Origin of the sequence: Microbacterium sp. str. 'China', from assembly GCF_002993305.1 — a bacterium.
In the GTDB taxonomy this organism is placed as follows: domain Bacteria; phylum Actinomycetota; class Actinomycetes; order Actinomycetales; family Microbacteriaceae; genus Microbacterium; species Microbacterium paraoxydans.
Genome location: NZ_CP027434.1, coordinates 2,565,254 through 2,586,590, shown reverse-complemented (window position 1 = coordinate 2,586,590; position 21,337 = coordinate 2,565,254). Strand labels below are relative to the sequence as shown.

The following is a 21,337-nucleotide window of genomic DNA, read 5'->3' as shown; positions in this document are numbered from 1 at the left end:
CTCACCGCCCGACGAGGCCGAGCCGGTGGGCGAGGATCACAGCATGGATCCGATCCCGCGCCCCGAGCTTCGCCAGGATCCGCCCGACATGCGTCTTGACGGTGGACTCGCCGACGTAGAGGGACGCCGCGATCTCGGCGTTGGTGAGCCCGCGGCCGATCGCGACGAACACCTCGCGCTCGCGCTCGGTCAGGGAGCGGTACCCGGCGTCGTCGACCTCGTCGAGGGCGCTGGTTCCGAGCTGCGAGCCGACGTGCTCCAGCAGCACGCGGGTCACCCGCGGCGCCAGCGCGGCGTCTCCGCGATGGACGGCACGGACGGCGGAGAGCATCTCGTGGCGCTGGGCGTCTTTCAGGAGGAACCCGCTGGCACCGGCCCGGATCGCGCCGAAGGCGTACTCGTCGAGGTCGAAGGTGGTGAGGACGAGCACCTTCGTCTCGGGGTGGGCGCCGACGATGGCCGTCGTCGCCGCGATCCCGTCGAGCTCGGGCATACGGATGTCCATCAGCACGAGGTCCGGGGCGAGCGCGGCGCTCTGCGCGATCGCCGCCTTCCCGTCGGCGGCTTCGCCGATCACGACGATGTCGGGCTCCGCCTCCAGGACCATGCGGAACCCCAGGCGGATCAGCTCCTGGTCGTCGACCAGGAGCACACGGATGGGCGATGTCATGTCTTCCCCTCTGTCGGCAGCACGGCGCGAAGGATCCATCGGCCCGCACCGTCCGGCCGCGACTCCAGTGTGCCGTGCACGTGGGCAGCGCGTTCTTGGAGACCTCGGAGACCGAAGCCTCCCTCGCCCGGAGAGCCCGCGACGCCGTCGTTGACGATCTCGACGACCACGGTAGCGGGCGCGTACTCCAGACGCACGGCCGCGGCCGTCGCGGTCGGTGCGTGCCGCATCGCGTTCGTCACCCCCTCCTGCACGATCCGTCCGAGCGCATGGGCGACGTCGGACGAGACATCCGCCTGCCCCGTCGTGGCGAGGGTGACCGGATAACCGGTCCGCTGCGCCGCCGCGACGGTCTCCTGTGGAGAGGCGGGCGAGACCGGCGCGAGGAGGAGCGGGGCGTCGTCGTCCCGGAGCACGCCGAGCATCGCCCGCATCTGCGTGAGCGCGCTGCGGGCGGTGTCCGCCGCAGAGGTGGCCGCCGCCCGCGCCTGTTCGCGGTCCGGGGTGGCGGCCGCACCCTCGGACAGCGCCACGACCACGGTCAGGGAGTGCGACACGATGTCGTGCATCTCGCGTGCGATCCGCGCCCGCTCCGCCGCTGCGGCGAGCTGCGCCTGCTGGTCGCGCTCCACGAGGAGCTGCCGGGAGCGGTCGATGACGGCGTCCAGGTAGCGCTTCCGGTTGCCGACGTTCGCGCCGATCAGAGTGCCGATGAGGCCGAGCACGACCGTGCCGAGCAGGGCGTTGACCGCCTCTTGGAGTGTGAAGACGCCGGCCCAGAGGAGAAGCCCGGCTCCCGAGGCGCTGGCTGCGACGCCGATGCCGAAAGCGGTCCACGCGGCACGGGTGGAGCGGTAGACGGCGAGGGAGTAGCCGGCGAAAAGCAGCAGCGGGCTGCTTCCCGGCAGCGCGGTGAAAAGCAGGAAGACCTCGAGCAGGATCGCGGCGATCGCGGGGAGCCACGGCTTCCGTCGGCGCCAGAGCAGGGTGGCGGAGGCGGCGACCACGCAGAGCGGCAGCAGGGCGGCGAGCACGAGCCCGACGGGGCCGCGGTCGGCATCGTCGAGGCGCGCGGCGGGTGTGATCGTGAGGACGATGCAGAGCAGGGTGAGCAGGACGTCGGCGAGGACGGGATGGCGCGCCCAGAAACGCCGGAACACGCCGGGAGGACGAGGGAGCCGCAGCCCCTCGTCCTCCCGGACGGTGTCCGTTCCGCGTCGCTTCGCCGGCACCCGGTCTCCTACGCGTCGCGCGTGCGGAGGACGGCCCACGCGGCCAGCAGACCGCCGACCACCCAGCAGCCGAGGGTGAAGAAGGCGACCGGCGCATCCAGTGTCGCCGCGTCACCGGGCAGGATCGCGCTCTGCGCGGCGGCGACCGGCAGGTAGGCGGAGGCGTCGATCACCCAGGCCCAGGCCTCTCCCGCCATCGCGAAGAAGCTCGCGACGATCGGCAGGACGAACAGCAGACCGACCGTCGCCGCGATCGCTCCGGCACCCGAGCGCAGGATGAAGCCGAACGCCACGCCGATCAGCGCGAAGACGGCCATGGCGAGGGAGGCGACCACGATCGGCAGGACGGAGGTCGCGGGGTCCGACCAGTCGATGCCCTGCTCCCGTCCCGCGACCACGGCGGACACGGCGACCGCGGCGACGCCGAAGATGACCAGCGACGACAGGAAGAGGAAGCCCGCGAGCACGAGCGACTTCGCCAGCAGCACGGACCCGCGGATCGGGTCGGCGGTCAGCGTCGAGCGGATCATGCCCGTGGAGTACTCGCCGGTCACCGAGATCGCTCCGATGATGCCGGCGAGCAGCATCGTGAACTGGATCGGCATGACGACGGCCTGGATCGGGTCGAACCCGGGGGTATCGATCGCCTGGGCGATGAGGACGGCGATGCCGATCGTGAGCACGGCGGCGATCGCGATGGACCACCACGTCGACCGGAGGGTGATGAGCTTGATCGCCTCGCCGCGCACGGCTCGTGCGAAGGTGAGGCGGCGACCCGAGTCGACGGCGGGCGGCGCGACGGCCGGGGTCGTCACGGCGGGGGCGGCGGTCATGAGAGCTCCTTCGTGCGGTACTCGACGGCGTCGCCGGTGAGGGCGAGGTAGGCCTCTTCGAGGGATCCGGTGGTCGGGGTGAGTTCGTGCAGCGGGATCCCGCGCTCCGCGGCGAGGTCGCCGATGCGCGCTGCCGGGAGCCCCGCGATGTCGAGCAGATCGGGAGCGGCGCTGACGATCTCCACGTCCGGACCGCCCACCGCGGCCACGAGGTCGGTGGGGCGGGGTGTCCGCACGCGCACGCGGTTGGTCGTCCAGGAGCGCACCAGCTCGGCCAGCGGAGCGTCGGCGAGGACCTTACCCCGTCCCATCACGATGACGTGGTCCGCGGTCTGCGCCATCTCGCTCATGAGGTGACTGGAGAGCAGGACCGTCCGGCCCTCGGAGGCGGCATGCCGGACGAACTGCCGCACCCAGCGGACGCCCTCCGGGTCGAGGCCGTTGACCGGCTCGTCGAGGATGAGGGTGTGCGGGTCGCCGAGCAGTGCGGAGGCGATCCCGAGGCGCTGCCCCATGCCGAGGGAGAACTTCCCGGCGCGCTTGCGGGCGACCGCGCCGATGCCGGCGAGCTCGATGACCTCGTCGACGCGCGACGTCGGGATGCCGTGCGTGGCGGCCATGGCCCGGAGGTGGTCGCGCGCGGTCCGACCGGTGTGCACGGCCTTGGCATCGAGGAGCACGCCGACCTCGGTGAGGGGTGCCCGGAGCTTGCGATACTCCTGGCCGGCGACGGTCGCCCGGCCCGCCGACGGACGGTCCAGCCCGACGATCATGCGCATGGTCGTCGACTTCCCTGCGCCGTTCGGTCCGAGGAAGCCGGTGACGGTCCCGGGCTGCACGGTGAAGGACACGCCGTCGACGGCGGTCTTGTCCCCGAATCTCTTGGTGAGGCCTTCTGCGGTGATCATGGTCCCCACGCTACGGACCGCCGCGCCGCGGCGCGTCCTCCTGCAGGACGATTCCCTGGTGCGGTGCGCTCGTCCTCCGGGAGGACGGTGCCGTGGAGGACAGGTGCGCGCGGAGGCTCCGATAGTGTCGAGAGGTGACCCCCGCACGCCGCCTCCCCGCCCCTCTGGCGCTCGGGGGAGCCGTCGCGATCGGAGTCATGACCGCGATCCAGGCGCGCATCAACGGGGTCCTGGGCGTGCGCGTCGACAACGGCATCGTCGCCGGCTTCCTGTCCTTCGCGGTGGGATTGGTGGCACTCGCCGTGGTCATCTCCTTCCTGCCTTCGGCGCGCCGTGGTGCCATGCGCCTCGGCCGCGGCATCCGCGATCGGAGCATCCCGTTCTGGATGCTCCTCGGGGGCGCCTGCGGCGCTCTCACCGTCTCCACCCAGGGGCTGACGGCGGGCATCCTCGGCGTCTCCCTCTTCACGGTGGGTGTCGTGGCAGGGCAGACGCTGCACGGCCTCGTCCTCGACCGCATCGGCTTCGGGCCGGCCGGCGTCGTGGCCGTGACCCCCGGTCGGGTGATGGGCGGGGTGCTCGCGCTCGCCGCGGTGGGGATCTCCCTCTCGGGCGACGTGCTGGCGACCGCCCCGCTGTGGATGCTGCTGCTGCCCTTCGCCGCCGGCGTCGGTATCGCCTGGCAGGCGGCGACCAACGGGCGGCTGGCACAGCGCGTGCAGTCGCCGATCGCCGCGACACTCATGAGCTTCATCGCCGGGACGCTGGTGCTCGCGGTCGCCGCCGGCACCAGCGTCGCCGTGCGGGGATGGCCGGCCGCGCTGCCGACCGAGCCCTGGCTCTACCTCGGCGGCTTCCTCGGTGCGGGCTACATCCTGCTCGGCGCGTTCATCGTCGCGCACACGGGCGTGCTGCTCATGGGGCTGGGATCGGTGCTCGGGCAGCTCGTGACGTCGGTCGTGATCGACCTGCTCTGGCCGGCGCAGGCGGGACCGGCGCTGTGGCAGGTGGTCGCGATGGTGGTCGTCGCGGTCGGCTCGGTCCTCGTCGCGGTGCCCTGGCGTCGCCGCCGGCTCTAGGAGCCGCTCTTCTTGGCGGCCTTCTTGGCTTTCTTCTTTTCCCTCTTCTTCGCCTTCTTGCGCGCCTTCTTCTCGGCCTTCTCGGCCTTCTGCTTCTCGGCCTCCTGTGCGGCCGCCTCAGCAGCCGCCCGCGCCTCCGGAGAGAGTTTCGGCGGTCGGGTCAGGAGCGCGCGGGCGTCGACGGTCTTGCGGCGGCCCGGGCTCTTGCCCTCGGGTTTCGCCCCGACATAGAGCCAACCGAGGAGCTCCTCGTGCGGCCCCAGCCCGTGCATGCGCGCGACCGGCTCCGAGCGCGTGTAGTGTCCGGTGCGCCAGATGACGCCCCACCCCGCCTCATCGAGCAGCAGGCTCAGCACATGCGCGACCCCGGAGGCCACCGCCTCCTGCTCCCAGCGCGGGACCTTCTCGCTCGGACGGTAGCTCGCGACCACCGCGATGAGGAGCGGAGCCCGCAGCGGCTTGGTCGACGGCTCCGCGTCCCCCTGAGCCTCGGCGATCGCGGCACCGAGCGCCTCGCGGTCCGCGCCGCGGAGCTCGATCAGACGCCAGGGACGCAGCGAGGAATGGTCGGCGACGCGGCCGGCGGCGCCGACGAGCGTCACCAGCTCCTCGCGCCCCGGAGCGGTGTCGCCGACCTTCGACCAGGACTGCCGTGCGCGGACGGCGTCGAGGGCGCTCACGACTCGTCGGGCGTGAAGTTCAGCGCGATCGAGTTCATGCAGTAGCGGTCACCGGTGGGGGTGCCGAAGCCGTCCGGGAAGACGTGGCCGAGGTGCGAACCGCAGGTCGCGCAGCGGACCTCCGTGCGCACCATGCCGAGACTGTCGTCCTCGAGCAGCTCGACCGCATCCGGCCGGACCGACTCGTAGAAGCTCGGCCAGCCGCAGCCGGAATCGAACTTCGTGCCGCTCTTGAACAGCTCGGCTCCGCAGGCGCCGCAGGTGTAGAGGCCGGCGCGCTCCTCATCGAGCAGCTCACCGGTCCACGCCCGCTCGGTCGCCGCCTGGCGCAGCACGGCGTACTGCTCTTCGCCGAGCTCGTCGCGCCATTCGTCTTCGGTCTTGTTCACGCTGTAGGGCATCGTGTCCTCCTGAGTCCCCTCCATTCTCCCTCGTGCGGGGGCGTCGATGGCGCTTCGCGTCAGAATGGACGCATGACCGACGCCGTGCAGGAGCGCTATGCCCGATTCGCGGCGACGGAGGCTCCTGGGCGCAGCGCGCTGTACGCGGAGTGGGCGGCCGGGGTCGCCGCCGACGACGAGATCAGCGAGGTGCTGCTGCGGATCCCCGCGACCCGTCGCCAGCCTCCGCTCGTGTTCGCCGTGTCCCGCCTGCTCGGCGCCGGTCACGGTCCGTACCGGGAGTGGCGTCGTTTCGTCCTGACCAATGCCACTCGACTCGTCGAGGAATGCACGAGGCGGGCTCTGCAGACCAACGAGCCCCTCCGCACCGCGGCACTGCTTCCGGTGCTCTCCGAGATCGAGGGCCCGATCGCGCTGCTGGAGGTCGGCGCCTCCGCCGGCCTCTGCCTCTATCCCGATCGCTACTCGTACCGTTTCATCGACGACGGCGGGTCCGTTCGTCGCGCGCTCGACCCCCTCGACGGTCCCTCCCCCGTGGTGCTGGAGAGCACCGTCACCGGCGACCTCCCCCCTCTGCGCATGCCAGAGGTGGTGTGGCGCGCCGGGATCGACCTCGCCCCGCTGGACGCCGCCGACGAAGAGGATCGGCGCTGGCTGCGGGCCCTCGTGTGGCCGGGAGAGGTGGGGAGGGAGCAGCGCATCACCGCCGCCCTCGACATCGCGGCCGCCGAGCCGCCGCTTCTCGTCGCCGGAGACGCAGCCGCCCATCTGGAGGAGCTGGCAGGAGCCGCTCCGGCGGATGCCACGCTGGTGATCACGACCCCCGGGGTTCTCGTGCACATCCCCCGGGAGCAGCGGGAGGCGCTGATCGAGACGATCGCGGCGCTGCCCGCGCGCTGGGTCACGATCGACCCGCCCGCTCTCCTCGGGGTCTGGGACCCACCCATCGTCGCGGAGGCCTGGCCCGGCTTCGTCGTCGCGCTCGACGGGCGGGTGCGGGCCGCTGCCGACCCGCTCGGCGCTCGGTGGGAGTGGCGCGCGGGCGATCCGTCGACCACGACCTAATCTGAGGGCATGTCCGCTGACCACCTCACGGAGCGCGATCGCGCGATCCTCGCCCTGGAGGCCGCCTGGCCGCGCCACGGCGGTATGAAGGAGGAGGCGATCCGTGCGCGACTGGGCATGAGCGCGGCGCGCTACTATCAGCTGCTCGCCCGTCTCATCGACTCCGAGGCGGCCCTCGCCTTCGATCCGATCCTCGTCCGCCGACTGCGTCGACTGCGGGACGCCAGAAGCGCCCGGCGCACGTCCCGGATCCCCGGGTTCACCGGATGACCTGATCCTGCGGGGTCGGGCTCGTCGTGGAACGGTTTGCCAGCGACGTGCCGCTAGCATCGAGGGGTGTCCAAGCCCCCCCGTGACCGTTTCGACGAGGTTCCCCGTTCCACCGGACGTGTGGGAGCACACCGCGCCGAAGCTCCGGGGATGAACGGCTGGGTCGTGCTCCTGTGGTCGTTCGTCGCCGCTCTCGTGCTCATCATCGCCGGTATCTTCGGCGCTCTGGTCGTCATGGGACGGATCGACCTCTTTCCGGAGCCGACGTCGTCCGCGGCTCCCACGCCTGAGCAGACCGGGGTGATCGACCCGACCTACTCGGTGCTCATCCTCAACGCGACCCCCGACAGCGGGCTGGACGAACAGATGCGCGACACCCTCATCAACGCCGGGTGGGCGGCGGCGACCGTGCTCGCCAGCGACAGCGCCAGCGACGACTTCGAGACCACGACCGTCTACTACGTCAGCGCCGAGGACGAGGAGGCGGCGAAGGGCCTCGCCGGCGTCATCGGCGGCGCCGAGGTACAGCAGAGCGACTACTACGCCGGCCAGACGGAGGACGGGCAGAAGCAGCTCACCATCGTGATCGGCGTCGACCGGGCGGCATCGGTGCCCGAGACTCCCGCGCCCTGACCGTCGCCCGACTCCCGGACGACGCGGCTTGCACTCGATGGTGTCGAGTGCCAGAATGGCGTTAGCACTCTCTCACTCTGAGTGCTAAACCCACCGTCTACGTCCAGGAGGGACGACAAAACTCATGGCAAAGATCATCGCCTTCGATGAGGAGGCCCGCCGCGGCCTCGAGCGTGGCCTCAACATCCTCGCCGACGCGGTCAAGGTGACCCTCGGCCCGCGTGGTCGCAACGTCGTGCTCGAGAAGAAGTGGGGCGCCCCCACGATCACGAACGACGGTGTCTCCATCGCCAAGGAGATCGAGCTGGACGACCCGTACGAGAAGATCGGCGCGGAGCTCGTCAAGGAGGTCGCCAAGAAGACCGACGACGTCGCCGGTGACGGCACGACGACCGCCACGGTCCTCGCCCAGGCCCTGGTCCGCGAAGGCCTGCGCAACGTCGCGGCCGGTGCCGACCCCATCTCCCTCAAGCGCGGCATCGAGAAGGCCGTCGCCGCCATCACCGAGGAGCTGCTGAGCACGGCGAAGGAGATCGACTCCAAGGAGCAGATCGCCGCGACCGCCTCCATCTCCGCCGCCGACCCCGCGATCGGCGAGCTCATCGCCGAGGCCATCGACAAGGTCGGCAAGGAGGGTGTCGTCACCGTCGAGGAGTCGCAGACCTTCGGCACCGAGCTCGAGCTCACCGAGGGCATGCGCTTCGACAAGGGCTACCTGAACCCGTACTTCGTCACGGACCCGGAGCGCCAGGAAGCCGTCTTCGAAGACCCGTACATCCTCATCGCGAACCAGAAGGTCTCCAACATCAAGGACCTCCTGCCGATCGTCGACAAGGTGATCCAGGACGGCAAGGAACTCGTCATCATCGCCGAGGACGTCGAGGGTGAGGCCCTCGCTACCCTCGTGCTGAACAAGCTCAAGGGCATCTTCAAGTCGGTCGCCGTCAAGGCTCCCGGCTTCGGCGACCGTCGCAAGGCGCAGCTGCAGGACATCGCGATCCTCACGGGTGGCCAGGTCATCACCGAAGAGGTGGGCCTGAAGCTCGAGAACGCCACGCTCGACCTGCTGGGTCGTGCGCGCAAGGTCATCGTCACCAAGGACGAGACCACGATCGTCGAGGGTGCCGGTGAGGCCGACCAGATCGAGGGTCGCGTCACGCAGATCCGTCGCGAGATCGAGAACACCGACAGCGACTACGACCGCGAGAAGCTGCAGGAGCGTCTGGCGAAGCTCGCCGGTGGCGTGGCCGTCATCAAGGCGGGCGCTGCGACCGAGGTCGAGCTCAAGGAGCGCAAGCACCGCATCGAGGACGCCGTCCGCAACGCGAAGGCCGCCGTCGAGGAGGGCATCGTCCCCGGTGGTGGCGTCGCGCTCATCCAGTCCGGCACGAAGGCGCTCGACGCGCTCTCGCTCGAGGGCGACGAGGCGACCGGTGCGAACATCGTGCGCGTCGCGATCGAGGCTCCGCTGAAGCAGATCGCGCTGAACGCCGGTCTCGAGCCGGGTGTCGTCGCCAACAAGGTCTCCGAGCTCCCCGCGGGCCAGGGCCTGAACGCCGCCAGCGGCGAGTACGGCGACATGTTCGCACAGGGCATCATCGACCCGGCGAAGGTCACGCGTTCCGCGCTGCAGAACGCCGCGTCGATCGCCGGCCTGTTCCTCACGACCGAGGCCGTCGTCGCTGACAAGCCCGAGAAGGCTGCTGCTCCCGCGGGTGACCCCACGGGCGGCATGGACTTCTGATCCTCTGAGAGGTTCAGAGACCCCGTCTCACACAGAAAGCCCCCGGCTCCGGCCGGGGGCTTTCTGCGTCCCTCAGCGGAAGAGGCTCGCCGAGTACTGATCCGCTTCGGCGTACTGGGTGGCCACGGCGCCGAGCGACGTCCCGATCCCGTCCAGGACGAGCTCGACGTGCTGCTGAGCGCCCTGCCACTCTTCGGCGCAGCCTTGGAACGCCGTCGCGGCGGTGCCGACCCATGCGGTCTGCAGCTGCCTGAGCTGAGACATGAGGGTGGCGGATTCGGTGCGCAGGCGCTCGATGGTGGCGCGGGTCGCGGCTTCCGCCGCGTGGACCGCGTCGGTGTCGACGGTGAAGACGGTCATGGGAACTCCCTTCGAAGAAGCTCCGACGCTACGGGGGCTGCAGCGTCGTCGAAGAGGCGAGCCCGCATCCGCTCCGGAAGCCGGGAGAAGCCCGCCTCGCCCGTGGATGGTGCAGGAGCGAGTGCCTACGGGAGGTCGTCGAGCCGCTCCAGCGGCTGCGTGTCCTCGAGGAGATGCTCCGGGGTCGAGCGCGCGGGGGCGAGCGGGAGCGTGACGGTGAAGGTGGCGCCGCCTCCCGGGCTCTCCGACACCGCGATGTCACCATTGAGCGCCTTGAGGATCGAGGCGACGATGGCGAGCCCCAGACCGGACCCGCCGGTCTCGCGCGCCCGCGACGTGTCGGCGCGCCAGAACCGCTCGAAGATCTGCTCGCGGATCTGCGGTGGCACGCCCTCGCCATGGTCGACGATCGAGATGCTCGCGGTGCCCGCCGTGCGGTCGGAGTCCACGACGATCTCGATCGGGCTGTCCTCGGGGGAGAAGCGGCGGGCGTTGCCCAGGAGGTTCGTGACGACCTGTCGGACCTTGTTCTCCTCGCCGAGCACGATCGGCGGCGTCCGGACCGGGATGTCCGCCACCTCGGTGAAATCGATGGCCGGAGGCTGCGCCGGCGTCCGCGGACGACGGCGCAGCCGTGACAGGGTGGCCCGGGGGCGCGTCTTGGGGGCGGGCTCCGGGGTGATGGGCACCACAGGCGTGCGGATGGGGGCCGTGGGCACGTTCTCGACCGTGCGGTCGATCACGGAGATCACCCGGCCGGGGGCGGCGGCGCGCACGTCCAAGGCGGCGTCGCGGGCGATGGGACGCAGGTCGAGAGGAACGATCTGCGGCTCCCGCTCCTCATCCAGACGAGCGAGCGCCAGCAGGTCCTCCACGAGGACGCCCATGCGGATCGCCTCCTTCTCGATGCGCTCCATCGCCCGGGCGGTGTCCTCCTCGCCCTTGATCGCGCCCATGCGGTACAGCTCCGCGTACCCGCGGACGCTGACGAGCGGAGTGCGCAGCTCGTGGCTGGCGTCGCCGATGAAGCGTCGCATGTGCTGCACGGTGCGATCGCGCTGAGCCAGGGAGCGATCCACCCGGTCGAGCATCGTGTTGATGGCCGCGTTCAGGCGCCCGACCTCGGTGGTCGGCTCCAGATCCGTGAGCCGCTGTCGGAAGTCGCCGGCGGCGATCGACATGGCGGTCTGCTCGACCTGACCGAGCCGGCGGAACGTCAGCGTCACGAGGCCACGGGTGAGCAGCGCCGCGACGAGGATCGTGATGAGGGCGATGGTGATGTAGATCCCGAAGTACTGGCTGATGATGCGGTCGGCTTCGGCGAGGGGGAGCGCCACCATCTGGATGCTCAGCGGGTCGCCCTCCTGCTGCACGACGGCCGCGGCGGCGTGGTAGACCCGGCCGTCCGTGTCCTCGAGGGCGAGCACCTGGTCCTCGTTCGCCTGGGCGTCGGACAGGGAGTACTCCGCGGGGAAGACCGGAGCCCGGCCGGAGGCACTGGGTGCGGTCGCGCGTAGAGCGCCCTCCGCATCGTAGATCGCGAAGGAGAAGTCACGGGGCTTCTCGTCTCTCGGCGTATAGGTGGTGACGCCGTCGATCGTCGTCGTGTCGAAATAGCGGTCGACGAGGTCGCTGGTCACCAGTGCAGGGAGCTGCGCATTGATGTTCTCCACGAGGGCGTTGCGCAGCAGCGGCACCGTGCCGATCCCCGCGACGAGGAGACCGAGGGCGAGCACGGCGACCGTGACGCCGGTGACCTTGGCGCGGAGGCTGATCCGCCGCCACCACGCGGTGACCGCATCCGGCTTGTGCGCCATGCGGTCCTCCCTCGTGCGGCGGCGATGCCGTCCGGGGACGGCGGGTGCGGGCTCGACGGTCTCAGACCGTCTTGCCCACCTTGAGCATGTACCCGAAGCCGCGCTTCGTCTGGATCAGCGACTCCTCCGTGTGCGGATCGATCTTGCGACGCAGGTACGAGATGTAGCTCTCGACGATGCCGGCGTCGCCGTTGAAGTCGTACTCCCAGACGTGGTCGAGGATCTGCGCCTTCGACAGCACCCGGTTCGGGTTCAGCATGAGGTAGCGGAGGAGCTTGAACTCGGTCGGGCTCAGGTCGATCGGCTCCTTGCCGACGTGCACGTCGTGCGTGTCCTGGTCCATGGAGAGCTCGCCGGCGCGGATGATCGACTCCTCGTCGGCCTGCATCGTGCGGCGGAGGATGGCCTGGGCCCTGGCGACGATCTCGTCCAGGCTGAACGGCTTGGTGACGTAGTCGTCGCCGCCGGCGTTCAGGCCCTCGATCTTGTCCTCCGTGCCGTCCTTGGCCGTGAGGAAGAGGATGGGGGCGGTGAATCCGGCGCCGCGGAGGCGCTTGGTCACGCTGAACCCGTTCATGTCGGGGAGCATGACGTCGAGGATGATGAGGTCCGGCTCCTCCTCGAGGACGGCGGAGATCGTGGCGGCGCCGTTGGCCACCGTCTTCACCTGGAACCCGGCGAAGCTGAGACCCGTGGAAAGCAGGTCGCGGATGTTGGGCTCGTCGTCGACGACCAGGATGCGCGCAGCAGTCATGACCCCATTATGGTGACTTCGGCCATGCGCGGGCTGATTATCCTGCGGAACGGCGTGGATGCGGTCCATCCGTCGGAGGGTGGATGTGCTGCACAGCCGTCCGGGGGAGGATCGAGGCATGAGTTCGATCGAGGACGCCACCGTCGCCCCCGTCTCCCCGTCCGCCCTCTCGTCGGAGGTGCCCGCTCGCGGGGTCGAGTACCACCGTCTGGCGCTCCTCCGTCCGCGTCCCCGCTGGTGGAAGCCGCTGCTCACCGGACTCCTGGGCATCGCGTTCTACCTCGCGATCCTCGTCCTGGTGATCGTGCCGCTCGTGATCGTGGCGGCCCTCGTCCCGGAATGGGGAGCGGAGCTGCAGATGCTCTTCCGCACCACCGCCTACTTCCAGCTCGATCGTCCATGGCTCCTGGTGGCGCTCGTGCTGCCGCTCATCCTCATGATCCCGGCTCTGCTGCTGGCCTCGCGGGTCGTCCAGGGACGAGGCGTCGGCCTGCTGTCCTCGGTCGCCGGGCGGCTGCGGATGGACTGGCTCGGTCGGACCCTCGGGCTGGCGTTCGCGGTGTTCGTCGTCTACTTCGCCGTGGTGCTCGGCTGGTCGGCGGCCCTCGGCGATGCGGTGACGCCGGACTTCTCGCACCCGGGGCTCCTGCTCATGGTGGTGCTGCTGCTCGTGCTGATCCCGTTCCAGGCCGCCGCGGAGGAGTACGTCTTCCGCGGCTATCTCATGCAGCTCGTCGGGACCTGGCTCCGGCACCCCGCCTTCGCGATCCTGCTGCCGGTGCCGCTGTTCGTGCTGGGGCACGGCTACGACATCTGGGGTGCGGCGAGCGTCGGCCTCTTCGCCGTCGTCGCCGCCTGGCTCACGTGGCGGACGGGCGGGCTGGAGGCGGCGATCGCGCTGCACATCGTGAACAACCTGATGATCTTCCTGCTCGGCTCCGTCGCCGTGGTCGACGCGAACGCCACTTCGGGGACGCCGGTGGATCTCCTGGGCTCGGCCGCGGCGATGCTCGTCTTCGCCGTCGTCGCAGACCGCTGGGCGCGCCGGAGAGGGATCACCCGGACCGCGTCAGCCGTCGCCCGCGGGACGCACCTCCTGCCGCCGAGGATGCACGGCTGAGCGCCGCGACCCTGTTCAGGCGGCGATCGCCTCGGCGTCCATGATCGTGTAGCTGTACCCCTGCTCCGCGAGGAACCGCTGCCGGTTCTGCGCGTAGTCCTGGTCGATCGTGTCGCGGGCCACGAGCGTGTAGAAGCTCGCGGTGTGGCCGGACTGCTTGGGGCGGAGCAGCCGCCCGAGTCGCTGGGCCTCCTCCTGCCGCGAGCCGAACGAGCCGGACACCTGGATGGCCACCGATGCCTCGGGGAGGTCGATGGAGAAGTTCGCGACCTTCGAGACCACGAGCAGCGAGATGTCGCCCTCGCGGAACGCCCGGTACAGCTCCTCGCGCTCCTCGACCGGGGTGGACCCGGTGATCTGCGGGGCGTCGAGCGCCTGCGAGAGCGCGTCGAGCTGGTCGAGATACTGGCCGATGACGAGGATCTGCTCGCCCTGGTGGGCCGCGATCAACTCGCGCACCGCATCGATCTTCGCCGGGGCGGAGGCCGCGAGCCGGTAGCGCTCATCGTCTGTCGCCGCCGCGTACTCCAGGCGGTCCGCCGGGGGGAGGTCGACCCGCACCTCGAAGCAGGCAGCGGGGGAGATGAACCCCTGCGCCTCGATCTGCTTCCAGGGGGCGTCGAAGCGCTTGGGGCCGATGAGACTGAACACGTCACCCTCGCGGCCGTCCTCGCGGACCAGGGTCGCGGTGAGGCCGATCCGGCGCCGCGCCTGCAGGTCGGCGGTGAGCTTGAACACCGGGGCGGGCAGCAGGTGCACCTCGTCGTACACGATGAGGCCCCAGTCCAGGGCGTCGAGGAGTGCGAGGTGCGCGTACTCGCCCTTCCGCTTCGCCGTGAGGATCTGGTACGTCGCGATCGTGACGGGCTTGACCTCCTTGGCCTGCCCGGAGTACTCGCCGATCTCCTCGGGTGTGAGGCTGGTGCGCTTGAGCAGCTCGTCCCGCCACTGCCGTGCGGACACCGTGTTCGTCACGAGGATGAGCGTCGTCGTCTTGGTCGCCGCCATGGCCCCGGCGCCCACGATCGTCTTGCCTGCGCCACAGGGGAGCACGACCACACCCGAGCCGTCCTTCGAGAAGGCGTCGACGGCGTCCTGCTGGTACGGGCGGATGGTCCAGCCGTCCTCGGCCAGCTCGATCTCGTGTGGCGTGCCGGGGGTGTAGCCGGCCAGGTCTTCGGCCGGCCAGCCGATCTTCAGCAGCTCCTGCTTGATCTGTCCGCGGGCCCACGCGTCGACGACGAAGGTCTCCGGCGTGGGGTGCCCGATGAGCAGCGGCTGGATGCGCTTGTTGTTCGCGACCTGGGCCAGCACGGCGGGATCGGTCGAACGCAGGATGAGCACGCCCTCGTCGTCGCGCTCGATGACCAGGCGCCCGTACCGGTTGACCGTCTCGCGCAGGTCGACCGCGACCGAGGGCGGCACGGGGAAGCGCGACCAGCGGTCGAGCGTCTCCAGCATGTCCTCAGCGGTGTGCCCGGCCGCGCGGGCGTTCCACAGACCGAGCCGCGTGATCCGGTACGTGTGGATGTGCTCGGGCGCGCGCTCCAGCTCGGCGAAGATCGCGAGCTCGTGGCGGGCGCTCTCGGCGTCGGCGTGGGCGACCTCGAGGAGCACGGTGCGGTCGCTCTGGACGATCAGGGGGCCATCAGACATAGCTGACCAGTCTACCGGCCCCTGGCTGCCCGGGGCCTAGGTCGGGACGACGGTGGCGGCACGGATGCTCGACACGGGCAGGGTGCGCTCGACGTCAGCTGCCCTGTCCCTCCCCCGCAGTCGCCCACCGCCGATCCCGGTGGCTTCGAGGAGGAGGTCCCTGGTGGAACCGTCCGGCATGCCGACCGTCACCCGCAGCACGGCCTTCGCGCGCACGGCCGCCTCCAGTTCCCTGTCCAGCCACGCGGCGTCCGCGTCAGGACCCTGGCGTTCGCGCAGTCGGGCGATCAGCGGTCCGTAGTCGGGGTCGGAGGGGGGATCCGGCACGGCGGCCGGATGGCGTGTGCGCACCGCGACGGTCCCGTCGCGATCGACGAGCGTCGCCGGATACCGGGCGTCGGTCAGCGCCCAGTAGACGGTGTCCTGCCCGACTTTGGTCGTCAGCGATCCCCCGTGCACGGCGAGCCCGAGAGGGCGCAGCGACTGGTCGACCGCCATGGCCTCGAGGAGGTGCGCATCAGCGCTCTCCACCCGTGTGCGTCCGGTCTCGTCGTCCACCGAGACCCGTACGAGCCCGTGACGCTGCGCGGTCTGCGCGACGAGGTAGCCCAGGGGTTGCGGGATGCCCGTGAGCGAGATCCCCCCGAGGAACTCCAGGATCGAAGCCTCGTCCTCTCCCGCGGCGAAGGCGTGCGCGACGGACTCCGCCGTGAACCGGTACGACGAGGCCTGGGAGGCGGACTCCCGACGGGCCATGGTGCGTAGGCGCACGTCCAGTGCGGGTTGCAGCGGACCGGGGGCGATCGCCGTGAGGTCGTTCTGCAGGAAGATCCGATCGACCTCCGCGGGCAGGAGTATCGACAAGGGCGAAGGGTCCGCAGCCGCACCGCTTCGCAACGGCGCAGACCACGGGGGCTCGGAGCCGTCCTCGGCGATGAGGCCGAGCAGACGAGCGGCCTCGAGCTGCCGCGCTGCCTCTTCCGGCCAGGCCGGGTCCCACGGGTGGGCCAGAGGCCATTGGCCGGGTGGCAGCCAGCCGCCCGTCGCGGTGCGGATCCCATGAGGGAGGGTGTCGCGGAAGGTCGTGGCCAGGAGGCCCCAGCGGGCGGGAGCGGGGGAGCGGAGCCATTCCTCTGCTGCGGGTGTGGTGCGCAGCAGTCGCTCGACCGGGGTGGCCAGGCCGGCTCGCACGGCGAGAGCAACCAGCGGGTCCACGCTCTCGACGGCGAGACCCGCCTCGGCGAGCTGGCGCTTCTGACCTGCGCTCACCGCCCCGCCCATGAGAAGCGCGAACGGCTGCTCTCTGGCGAGCAGGAGGATGTCGGCGAGCACGCCGACAGTGGTGAACGCCCGCTCGGCGGCGTGCGCGGCCGCGGATTCCTCCGCGGCCGGTGCGGGCGTCTCATCGAGCGGAGCAGGTCGTGGTCTTCCGGCGACGGCGTCGGCGACCGGCGGATGCGGCGTGCCGTCGGGGCGGAGCAGGGCGAGTGCGGTCAGGCGCTCACGCCCGGCGCCGGCGTCGCCTCCCTTCGCAGCATCGACGAGCGCGGCGGCCTCCGCGGCGGTGAGGGTCGGGAGCACGCGGCCGATCGACGAGGGCTCCAGCAGGGCCTCCGCGGCGTCGAAGAGATCCTGCCAGGTGGCGTCGGGACGCACGCCGCGCGCGGACAGCAGCGCCGTCAGCTCGTCATCGCTCGCCGCAGCCAGGTCGTCGGCCAACGGGCGTGCGTGCGTGCTCATCGATGCGGCCTCAACGACGCGACTCGGCGCGGCCCTTCCGCACGAAGCTCATCACCAGCAGCACGATGATCATGATGAAGGCGAGAGGCAGGCCCCAGTACGGGATCGCCGCGATCACCGGCCAGAGGCCTTCGCCGAACGCGGCCCGATCCATGCCGAGCGCCGTGCCGATGATGATGACGAAGAAGCAGATCACCGAGGCGGCCGCGATGCCGAGCGCGGTGAACGCCAGGATGCGGTCGATCCGACGGATGGGGACCTCCGGTCCGGGACTCTGCGTACTCATCGGCCCCAGCCTACTCGCACGCGCGGGAGCGGTTCCGTTCCGCGCGTGACCGGTAGGCTGGGGGCACGCGCACGAGCGCGCTCCGTCAGCATTCGATCCAGCGAGGTTCTCCCATGCCCACCGGCAAGGTCAGGTTCTACGACGAAGACAAGGGTTTCGGCTTCATCGCCAGCGATGACGGCCAGGACGTCTTCCTGCACGCCTCCGCGATGCCGGCAGGCACCGCCGTGAAGGCCGGTGCACGCGTGGAGTTCGGCGTGGCCGACGGCAAGCGCGGCCTCCAGGCACTGTCGGTGCGCGTGCTCGAAGCGCCGCCCAGCCTGGCGAAGGCGAAGCGCAAGCCCGCCGACGACATGGCGATCATCATCGAGGACCTCGTGAAGCTCCTCGATGGCATCGGCGGCGATCTGCGCCGCGGCCGCTACCCTTCCTCCAGCCATGGTCGCAAGATCGCGGCCGTCCTGCGCAAGGTCGCCGATGACCTCGAAGCCTGACGCCGACGCGCGTCTCATCGAGGCGCATGACCTTGCGCTCTCCGCACTGCGTGAGATCACTCCCGCCGCCACGATCGGGCCGGCTGCGGGTTTCACGCCGGAGGACGACGGATCCGTCTCGCTGCGGTTCGAGAACCGTCTCCCCGGCTACCCGGGCTGGTACTGGACCGTGACGGTCGCTCGGGTCGACGACGAGGAGCCGACCGTCCTCGAGGTCGAGCTGCTCCCCGGCGACGGAGCGCTCCTGGCCCCGGAATGGGTCCCGTGGGCGGAGCGCCTCGCCGAGTACCGTGCGCACCAGGCCGAGCTGGCCGAGGCCGCAGCAGCCGGCGGCGAGGACGAGGACGAGGACGCCGACGGGGACGACGAGGACGGCGACCTCGACGACGGCATCGACGATCACGAGCTCGATGAGGATGGCTCGGACATCCTCCACGCCGGCGATCTCGACGGCGTGGACATCGACGAGCTCGACGACTCCGACGAGGAGGACGCGTCCGGCGACGAGGACGACGAGGACGACGAGGCAGAGCACTCCGAAGACGACGACGCCGACGCCCGCGATGCGGACGCCGGCGACGAAGAGGAGTGAGCCGGGCGGTCAGCCGCCCATGTTCTCCTGCACGAAGTCGATGGCCCGGATGAGCTGACGCACGTCGTCCGGCTCGATCGAGACGAAGGTCGCCACCCGCAGCTGGTTGCGGCCGAGCTTGCGGTACGGCTCGGTGTCGACGATGCCGTTGGCGCGCAGCGTTTTCGCGATCGCTGCGGCGTCGACGCTCTCGTCGAAGTCGATGGTCGCCACCACGGGCGAGCGGTGCGCCGGGTCGCTGACGAAGGGCGTCGCCACGGCGGACGCCTCCGCCCAGTCGTAGAGCACCGACGACGACTCCGCCGTCCGTGCCGCAGCCCGCGAGAGCCCGCCGTTGTCGAGGATCCACCGCAACTGGTCGTCGAGGAGCAGCAGCGTCGTCAGAGCGGGTGTGTTGAGCGTCTGGTTGAGCCGCGAGTTGTCCACCGCATGCTTCAGGCTCAGGAACTCCGGGATGTACCGCCCCGAGGCGGCGATCCGCTCGATGCGGTCGATCGCGGCGGGGGAGACCGCGGCGAACCAGAGTCCGCCGTCGGAGCCGAGGTTCTTCTGCGGGGCGAAGTAGTAGACGTCGGCCTGCGCCATGTCGAGGTCGATGCCGCCCGCGGCGCTCGTCGCGTCGATCACGGTGAGCGCTCCTTCCGCGTGGACGCGCTGGATCGGCGCGGCCACGCCGGTGGAGGTCTCGTTGTGCGGCCAGGCGTACACGTCCACACCCTCGACGAGCTCGGCGGCGCTGCGCGACCCGGGCTCGGCGGAGCGGACGTCGGGAGCCTCCAGCCAGGGAGCGGCGGCGGCCTTGGCGAACTTGCCTCCGAACTCGCCGAACACGAGGTTCTGGCTGCGACGCTCGATGAGACCGAAGGCCGCGGCGTCCCAGAACGCCGTCGAGCCGCCGTTGCCGAGGATGATCTCGTACCCCTCCGGGAGGCGGAAGAGAGCGGCCAGCTGCTCGCGCACGCTGCCGACGAGGTTCTTCACGGGCGCTTGGCGATGCGATGTGCCCAGGATCGAGGCTCCCGTCGTGACGAGCGCCTCGAGCTGCGCGCCGCGCACCTTCGAGGGTCCGCAGCCGAAGCGGCCGTCGGTGGGCAGGAGGTCACGGGGAATCTCGATCGCCATGGCTAGATTCTAGGGGGATCGCGCCGCCGTCCCTCCCGCCCCCGCCCCGTCCGATGTCGCCGGAGGAATGTAGGCTTGCCTAAGAACTTTCGGAGGGCCACATGACGGATCTGATCGACACCACGGAGATGTATCTCCGCACCATCCTCGAGCTCGAGGAGGAGAACATCGTGCCGCTGCGGGCGCGCATCTCGGAGCGCCTCGGCCACTCCGGTCCCACCGTCTCGCAGACCGTCGGACGCATGGAACGGGACGGCCTCGTCGTGGTGTCCGAAGACCGCACGCTCGAGCTCACCGACGCCGGACGTCGCAAGGCCGTCGACGTCATGCGCAAGCACCGCCTCGCCGAGCGCCTGCTGTCCGACGTGATCGGGCTGGACTGGGCGTTCGTCCACGAGGAGGCCTGTCGCTGGGAGCACGTCATGAGCGAGCAGGTCGAGCGCCGTCTCGTCGAGCTGCTCGGTCACCCCACCGAGTCGCCGTACGGCAACCCGATCCCGGGCCTCGACCAGCTCGGCGACCTTCCCGCCCGCACCTTCGACGAGGGTGTCATCGGCCTCGTGCAGCGGCTGAATGCCGCGGGCGAGCCGGTCGAGGGGACCGTCCGCCGTCTCGCCGAGCCGGCCCAGGTCGACCCCGAGCTCCTGGAGCAGCTGCGTGACGCGGGCGTCGTCCCGGGTGCGCACGGAGACTTCCGCTTCAACGAGGGCTACGTGCTCATCCAGATGGACGGCAAGGAGGAGGGCCTGGAGCTTCCGGTGGAGCTGGCCTCGCACATCTTCCTCGTCGGCGAACCGGCCTGAGAACCCTCACCGAGGATTGTCAGTTTCCCAGGGTGACATGATCGTTATCTTCCGGTAACCTCGGTCAGGTCCTCAGCGAAGAAGCCCGCTGGGGGCGAACCGCGAAGATCCGCCTTCCGGCTCGTCGTCTTCCCGAGAGGGATGCGCTCGAACCCGAGCAGTGCATCTCTGCCCTCGGGCAGAGGCCGACGAGCCAGCGCCACCCGAGGTGCGAAGGCTCAGGAGGACCACGTTTTGGCCGCAGACATCGAACCGACCGCGAAGACATCTGAAGATCGAGTACCCGCCCGGCGCACCGGTGCCAGGGTCAGTGCTCGGAAGATCGCAGCCCCTCTCCGGTCGGTGGCGATCTTCGGTGCCGTCGGTGCTCTCGTCGCCGCCGTCGCGCTCCCCGCCTACGCGGCCTCGAAGCCGACGGACGCCACGGCGCAGACCGTGCAGCAGCTCGCCGCGGTCGACGCTCAGTCGCTCGTCGTCGCATCGGAGGCCACGGCGGCTCCGCTCGTCCGTGGCGCCTTCAGCGCGACCACGCCGGAGGAGATCGAGAAGAAGAAGGCAGAAGAAGCGGCCGCCGCCGCGGCCCGTGCCGCTGCTGCCACCGCGTCCGCCTCAGCGTCCGCGCCGTCCTCAGGCACCTTCAACACGTCCGGCTACGCGCTCGTCGCCCCCGGCTCCGGCCAGGTCCGCTACCCCTTGCCGCTCGGCTCGTGGAACGTCAGCCGTACCGTCGGCGGCGGCCACAACGGCGCCGACATGCTCGCGCCGGCCGGTACGCCGATCTATGCCGCCGCCGCAGGCGTCGTGCGCGCCTCGGCCGAGAGCATCGGCGGCTACGGCGTCGCCGTCATGCTGGACAGCGTCGTGGGCGGACAGCAGGTCCAGACCACGTACGGCCACATGCTCTACGGGTCGCGCCAGGTGCAGGCCGGCCAGACCGTCGCCGCCGGGCAGCTGATCGGCTACGTCGGCAGCACGGGCCGGTCGACCGCGAACCACCTCCACTTCGAGGTCTGGATCAACGGCGGTCTGGTCGAGCCGATGTCCTGGCTCTCCGTCAACGCCGGCTGAGCGGGACACG

Annotated in this window: 23 protein-coding genes; 10 read left to right on the top strand and 13 right to left on the bottom strand. The window is 70.6% G+C overall.

Annotation, left to right across the window (positions count from 1 at the left end; translation table 11 throughout):
• Window position 1: 1 nt before the first annotated feature.
• The 4 genes from C6C15_RS12480 to C6C15_RS12465 are packed head-to-tail and all read right to left on the bottom strand — an operon-like array spanning window position 2 to window position 3,643.
• On the bottom strand, window positions 2-670 hold the full coding sequence (locus tag C6C15_RS12480) for a response regulator (protein WP_060921921.1): 669 nt from the start codon (window positions 668-670) through the stop codon (window positions 2-4).
• Window positions 667-1,902: a sensor histidine kinase gene (locus tag C6C15_RS12475; protein ID WP_234024146.1), complete on the bottom strand. Its 1,236-nt coding sequence runs from the start codon at window positions 1,900-1,902 to the stop codon at window positions 667-669. The genes C6C15_RS12480 and C6C15_RS12475 overlap by 4 nt, the downstream gene beginning before the upstream one ends.
• Before the next feature lie 8 nt (window positions 1,903-1,910).
• Window positions 1,911-2,735: an ABC transporter permease gene (locus C6C15_RS12470; RefSeq protein ID WP_105950259.1), complete on the bottom strand. Its 825-nt coding sequence runs from the start codon at window positions 2,733-2,735 to the stop codon at window positions 1,911-1,913.
• Window positions 2,732-3,643, bottom strand: coding sequence for an ABC transporter ATP-binding protein (locus tag C6C15_RS12465; protein ID WP_025105520.1), 912 nt, complete (start codon window positions 3,641-3,643; stop codon window positions 2,732-2,734). The genes C6C15_RS12470 and C6C15_RS12465 overlap by 4 nt, the downstream gene beginning before the upstream one ends.
• Window positions 3,644-3,807: 164 nt before the next feature.
• Between C6C15_RS12465 and C6C15_RS12460 the strand changes: the two genes are divergently transcribed.
• On the top strand, window positions 3,808-4,722 hold the full coding sequence (locus C6C15_RS12460) for a DMT family transporter (protein WP_060921936.1): 915 nt from the start codon (window positions 3,808-3,810) through the stop codon (window positions 4,720-4,722).
• Here C6C15_RS12460 and C6C15_RS12455 read toward each other — a convergent pair.
• Both C6C15_RS12455 and msrB read right to left on the bottom strand, forming a co-directional pair.
• Window positions 4,719-5,402 (bottom strand): nitroreductase family protein, encoded by a 684-nt coding sequence (locus C6C15_RS12455; RefSeq protein ID WP_082750025.1) that lies wholly within the window; start codon window positions 5,400-5,402, stop codon window positions 4,719-4,721. The two genes, C6C15_RS12460 and C6C15_RS12455, sit on opposite strands and share 4 nt — an antisense overlap.
• Entirely contained in the window at window positions 5,399-5,803 is a 405-nt protein-coding gene (gene msrB / locus C6C15_RS12450) for a peptide-methionine (R)-S-oxide reductase MsrB (protein WP_025105523.1), read from the bottom strand. Before msrB ends, C6C15_RS12455 begins: the two co-directional genes overlap by 4 nt.
• 72 nt (window positions 5,804-5,875) lie before the next feature.
• On the opposite strand from msrB, the gene C6C15_RS12445 reads away from it, so the two are divergent.
• From C6C15_RS12445 to groL, 4 genes are all read left to right on the top strand, one after another.
• The gene (locus C6C15_RS12445) at window positions 5,876-6,868 is read left to right on the top strand and encodes a DUF2332 domain-containing protein (RefSeq protein ID WP_105950258.1); all 993 of its coding nucleotides are present in this window, start codon (window positions 5,876-5,878) and stop codon (window positions 6,866-6,868) included.
• Between the two features lie 9 nt (window positions 6,869-6,877).
• Window positions 6,878-7,138 carry a DUF3263 domain-containing protein gene (locus C6C15_RS12440; protein ID WP_060921917.1) on the top strand — a complete coding sequence of 87 codons (261 nt, stop codon included), beginning with the start codon at window positions 6,878-6,880 and terminating at the stop codon, window positions 7,136-7,138.
• 66 nt (window positions 7,139-7,204) lie between these two features.
• A complete protein-coding gene (locus C6C15_RS12435; RefSeq protein WP_231919648.1) occupies window positions 7,205-7,771 on the top strand; it encodes a LytR C-terminal domain-containing protein in 567 nt (188 codons plus the stop codon).
• A 124-nt stretch (window positions 7,772-7,895) separates the two neighbouring features.
• Window positions 7,896-9,515 carry a chaperonin GroEL gene (gene groL, locus C6C15_RS12430; RefSeq protein ID WP_025105526.1) on the top strand — a complete coding sequence of 540 codons (1,620 nt, stop codon included), beginning with the start codon at window positions 7,896-7,898 and terminating at the stop codon, window positions 9,513-9,515.
• A 72-nt stretch (window positions 9,516-9,587) separates the two neighbouring features.
• Here the strand turns inward: groL and C6C15_RS12425 are convergent, their stop codons facing one another.
• The 3 genes from C6C15_RS12425 to C6C15_RS12415 form a co-directional block, all read right to left on the bottom strand.
• Window positions 9,588-9,875, bottom strand: a complete 288-nt coding sequence (locus C6C15_RS12425) for a WXG100 family type VII secretion target (protein WP_060921915.1) — start codon at window positions 9,873-9,875, stop codon at window positions 9,588-9,590.
• Between the two features lie 125 nt (window positions 9,876-10,000).
• Window positions 10,001-11,692: a sensor histidine kinase gene (locus C6C15_RS12420; RefSeq protein WP_082750024.1), complete on the bottom strand. Its 1,692-nt coding sequence runs from the start codon at window positions 11,690-11,692 to the stop codon at window positions 10,001-10,003.
• Window positions 11,693-11,753: 61 nt separating this feature from the next.
• Window positions 11,754-12,446 (bottom strand): response regulator transcription factor, encoded by a 693-nt coding sequence (locus C6C15_RS12415; protein WP_025105529.1) that lies wholly within the window; start codon window positions 12,444-12,446, stop codon window positions 11,754-11,756.
• 118 nt (window positions 12,447-12,564) lie between these two features.
• On the opposite strand from C6C15_RS12415, the gene C6C15_RS12410 reads away from it, so the two are divergent.
• Window positions 12,565-13,566, top strand: a complete 1,002-nt coding sequence (locus tag C6C15_RS12410) for a CPBP family intramembrane glutamic endopeptidase (RefSeq protein WP_158698556.1) — start codon at window positions 12,565-12,567, stop codon at window positions 13,564-13,566.
• Between the two features lie 15 nt (window positions 13,567-13,581).
• On the opposite strand, the gene C6C15_RS12405 is transcribed toward C6C15_RS12410, so the two are convergent.
• From C6C15_RS12405 to C6C15_RS12395, 3 genes are read right to left on the bottom strand one after another with little or no spacing between them, the layout of a single operon-like run.
• Window positions 13,582-15,222: a DNA repair helicase XPB gene (locus tag C6C15_RS12405; RefSeq protein ID WP_083370903.1), complete on the bottom strand. Its 1,641-nt coding sequence runs from the start codon at window positions 15,220-15,222 to the stop codon at window positions 13,582-13,584.
• A gap of 36 nt (window positions 15,223-15,258) precedes the next feature.
• Window positions 15,259-16,962 (bottom strand): helicase-associated domain-containing protein, encoded by a 1,704-nt coding sequence (locus C6C15_RS12400; protein ID WP_105950256.1) that lies wholly within the window; start codon window positions 16,960-16,962, stop codon window positions 15,259-15,261.
• A gap of 10 nt (window positions 16,963-16,972) precedes the next feature.
• The gene (locus tag C6C15_RS12395) at window positions 16,973-17,248 is read right to left on the bottom strand and encodes a hypothetical protein (RefSeq protein WP_060921798.1); all 276 of its coding nucleotides are present in this window, start codon (window positions 17,246-17,248) and stop codon (window positions 16,973-16,975) included.
• A gap of 113 nt (window positions 17,249-17,361) precedes the next feature.
• Between C6C15_RS12395 and C6C15_RS12390 the strand changes: the two genes are divergently transcribed.
• The gene (locus C6C15_RS12390; protein ID WP_025105533.1) at window positions 17,362-17,742 is read left to right on the top strand and encodes a cold-shock protein; all 381 of its coding nucleotides are present in this window, start codon (window positions 17,362-17,364) and stop codon (window positions 17,740-17,742) included.
• Window positions 17,726-18,334, top strand: a complete 609-nt coding sequence (locus tag C6C15_RS12385; protein WP_105950255.1) for a DUF3027 domain-containing protein — start codon at window positions 17,726-17,728, stop codon at window positions 18,332-18,334. The genes C6C15_RS12390 and C6C15_RS12385 overlap by 17 nt, the downstream gene beginning before the upstream one ends.
• A gap of 9 nt (window positions 18,335-18,343) precedes the next feature.
• Here C6C15_RS12385 and serC read toward each other — a convergent pair whose 3' ends face one another.
• Window positions 18,344-19,456, bottom strand: coding sequence for a phosphoserine transaminase (gene serC / locus C6C15_RS12380; RefSeq protein ID WP_105950254.1), 1,113 nt, complete (start codon window positions 19,454-19,456; stop codon window positions 18,344-18,346).
• Window positions 19,457-19,557: 101 nt separating this feature from the next.
• Between serC and C6C15_RS12375 the strand changes: the two genes are divergently transcribed.
• Together C6C15_RS12375 and C6C15_RS12370 are read left to right on the top strand one after the other, a co-directional pair.
• On the top strand, window positions 19,558-20,259 hold the full coding sequence (locus C6C15_RS12375) for a metal-dependent transcriptional regulator (RefSeq protein WP_105950253.1): 702 nt from the start codon (window positions 19,558-19,560) through the stop codon (window positions 20,257-20,259).
• Between the two features lie 342 nt (window positions 20,260-20,601).
• Window positions 20,602-21,327 carry a M23 family metallopeptidase gene (locus C6C15_RS12370; RefSeq protein ID WP_231919647.1) on the top strand — a complete coding sequence of 242 codons (726 nt, stop codon included), beginning with the start codon at window positions 20,602-20,604 and terminating at the stop codon, window positions 21,325-21,327.
• The last annotated feature ends 10 nt before the right edge of the window (window positions 21,328-21,337 follow it).

Bases quoted from the DNA above. Each gene is read 5' to 3' on its own strand.
- C6C15_RS12480 (WP_060921921.1), bottom strand. From the start codon at position 670: ATGACATCGCCCATCCGTGTGCTCCTGGTCGACGACCAGGAGCTGATC.
- C6C15_RS12470 (WP_105950259.1), bottom strand. From the start codon at position 2,735: ATGACCGCCGCCCCCGCCGTGACGACCCCGGCCGTCGCGCCGCCCGCC.
- C6C15_RS12465 (WP_025105520.1), bottom strand. From the start codon at position 3,643: ATGATCACCGCAGAAGGCCTCACCAAGAGATTCGGGGACAAGACCGCC.
- msrB (WP_025105523.1), bottom strand. From the start codon at position 5,803: ATGCCCTACAGCGTGAACAAGACCGAAGACGAATGGCGCGACGAGCTC.
- C6C15_RS12445 (WP_105950258.1), top strand. From the start codon at position 5,876: ATGACCGACGCCGTGCAGGAGCGCTATGCCCGATTCGCGGCGACGGAG.
- C6C15_RS12440 (WP_060921917.1), top strand. From the start codon at position 6,878: ATGTCCGCTGACCACCTCACGGAGCGCGATCGCGCGATCCTCGCCCTG.
- groL (WP_025105526.1), top strand. From the start codon at position 7,896: ATGGCAAAGATCATCGCCTTCGATGAGGAGGCCCGCCGCGGCCTCGAG.
- C6C15_RS12425 (WP_060921915.1), bottom strand. From the start codon at position 9,875: ATGACCGTCTTCACCGTCGACACCGACGCGGTCCACGCGGCGGAAGCC.
- C6C15_RS12420 (WP_082750024.1), bottom strand. From the start codon at position 11,692: ATGGCGCACAAGCCGGATGCGGTCACCGCGTGGTGGCGGCGGATCAGC.
- C6C15_RS12415 (WP_025105529.1), bottom strand. From the start codon at position 12,446: ATGACTGCTGCGCGCATCCTGGTCGTCGACGACGAGCCCAACATCCGC.
- C6C15_RS12410 (WP_158698556.1), top strand. From the start codon at position 12,565: ATGAGTTCGATCGAGGACGCCACCGTCGCCCCCGTCTCCCCGTCCGCC.
- C6C15_RS12405 (WP_083370903.1), bottom strand. From the start codon at position 15,222: ATGTCTGATGGCCCCCTGATCGTCCAGAGCGACCGCACCGTGCTCCTC.
- C6C15_RS12400 (WP_105950256.1), bottom strand. From the start codon at position 16,962: ATGAGCACGCACGCACGCCCGTTGGCCGACGACCTGGCTGCGGCGAGC.
- C6C15_RS12395 (WP_060921798.1), bottom strand. From the start codon at position 17,248: ATGAGTACGCAGAGTCCCGGACCGGAGGTCCCCATCCGTCGGATCGAC.
- C6C15_RS12390 (WP_025105533.1), top strand. From the start codon at position 17,362: ATGCCCACCGGCAAGGTCAGGTTCTACGACGAAGACAAGGGTTTCGGC.
- C6C15_RS12385 (WP_105950255.1), top strand. From the start codon at position 17,726: ATGACCTCGAAGCCTGACGCCGACGCGCGTCTCATCGAGGCGCATGAC.
- serC (WP_105950254.1), bottom strand. From the start codon at position 19,456: ATGGCGATCGAGATTCCCCGTGACCTCCTGCCCACCGACGGCCGCTTC.
- C6C15_RS12375 (WP_105950253.1), top strand. From the start codon at position 19,558: ATGACGGATCTGATCGACACCACGGAGATGTATCTCCGCACCATCCTC.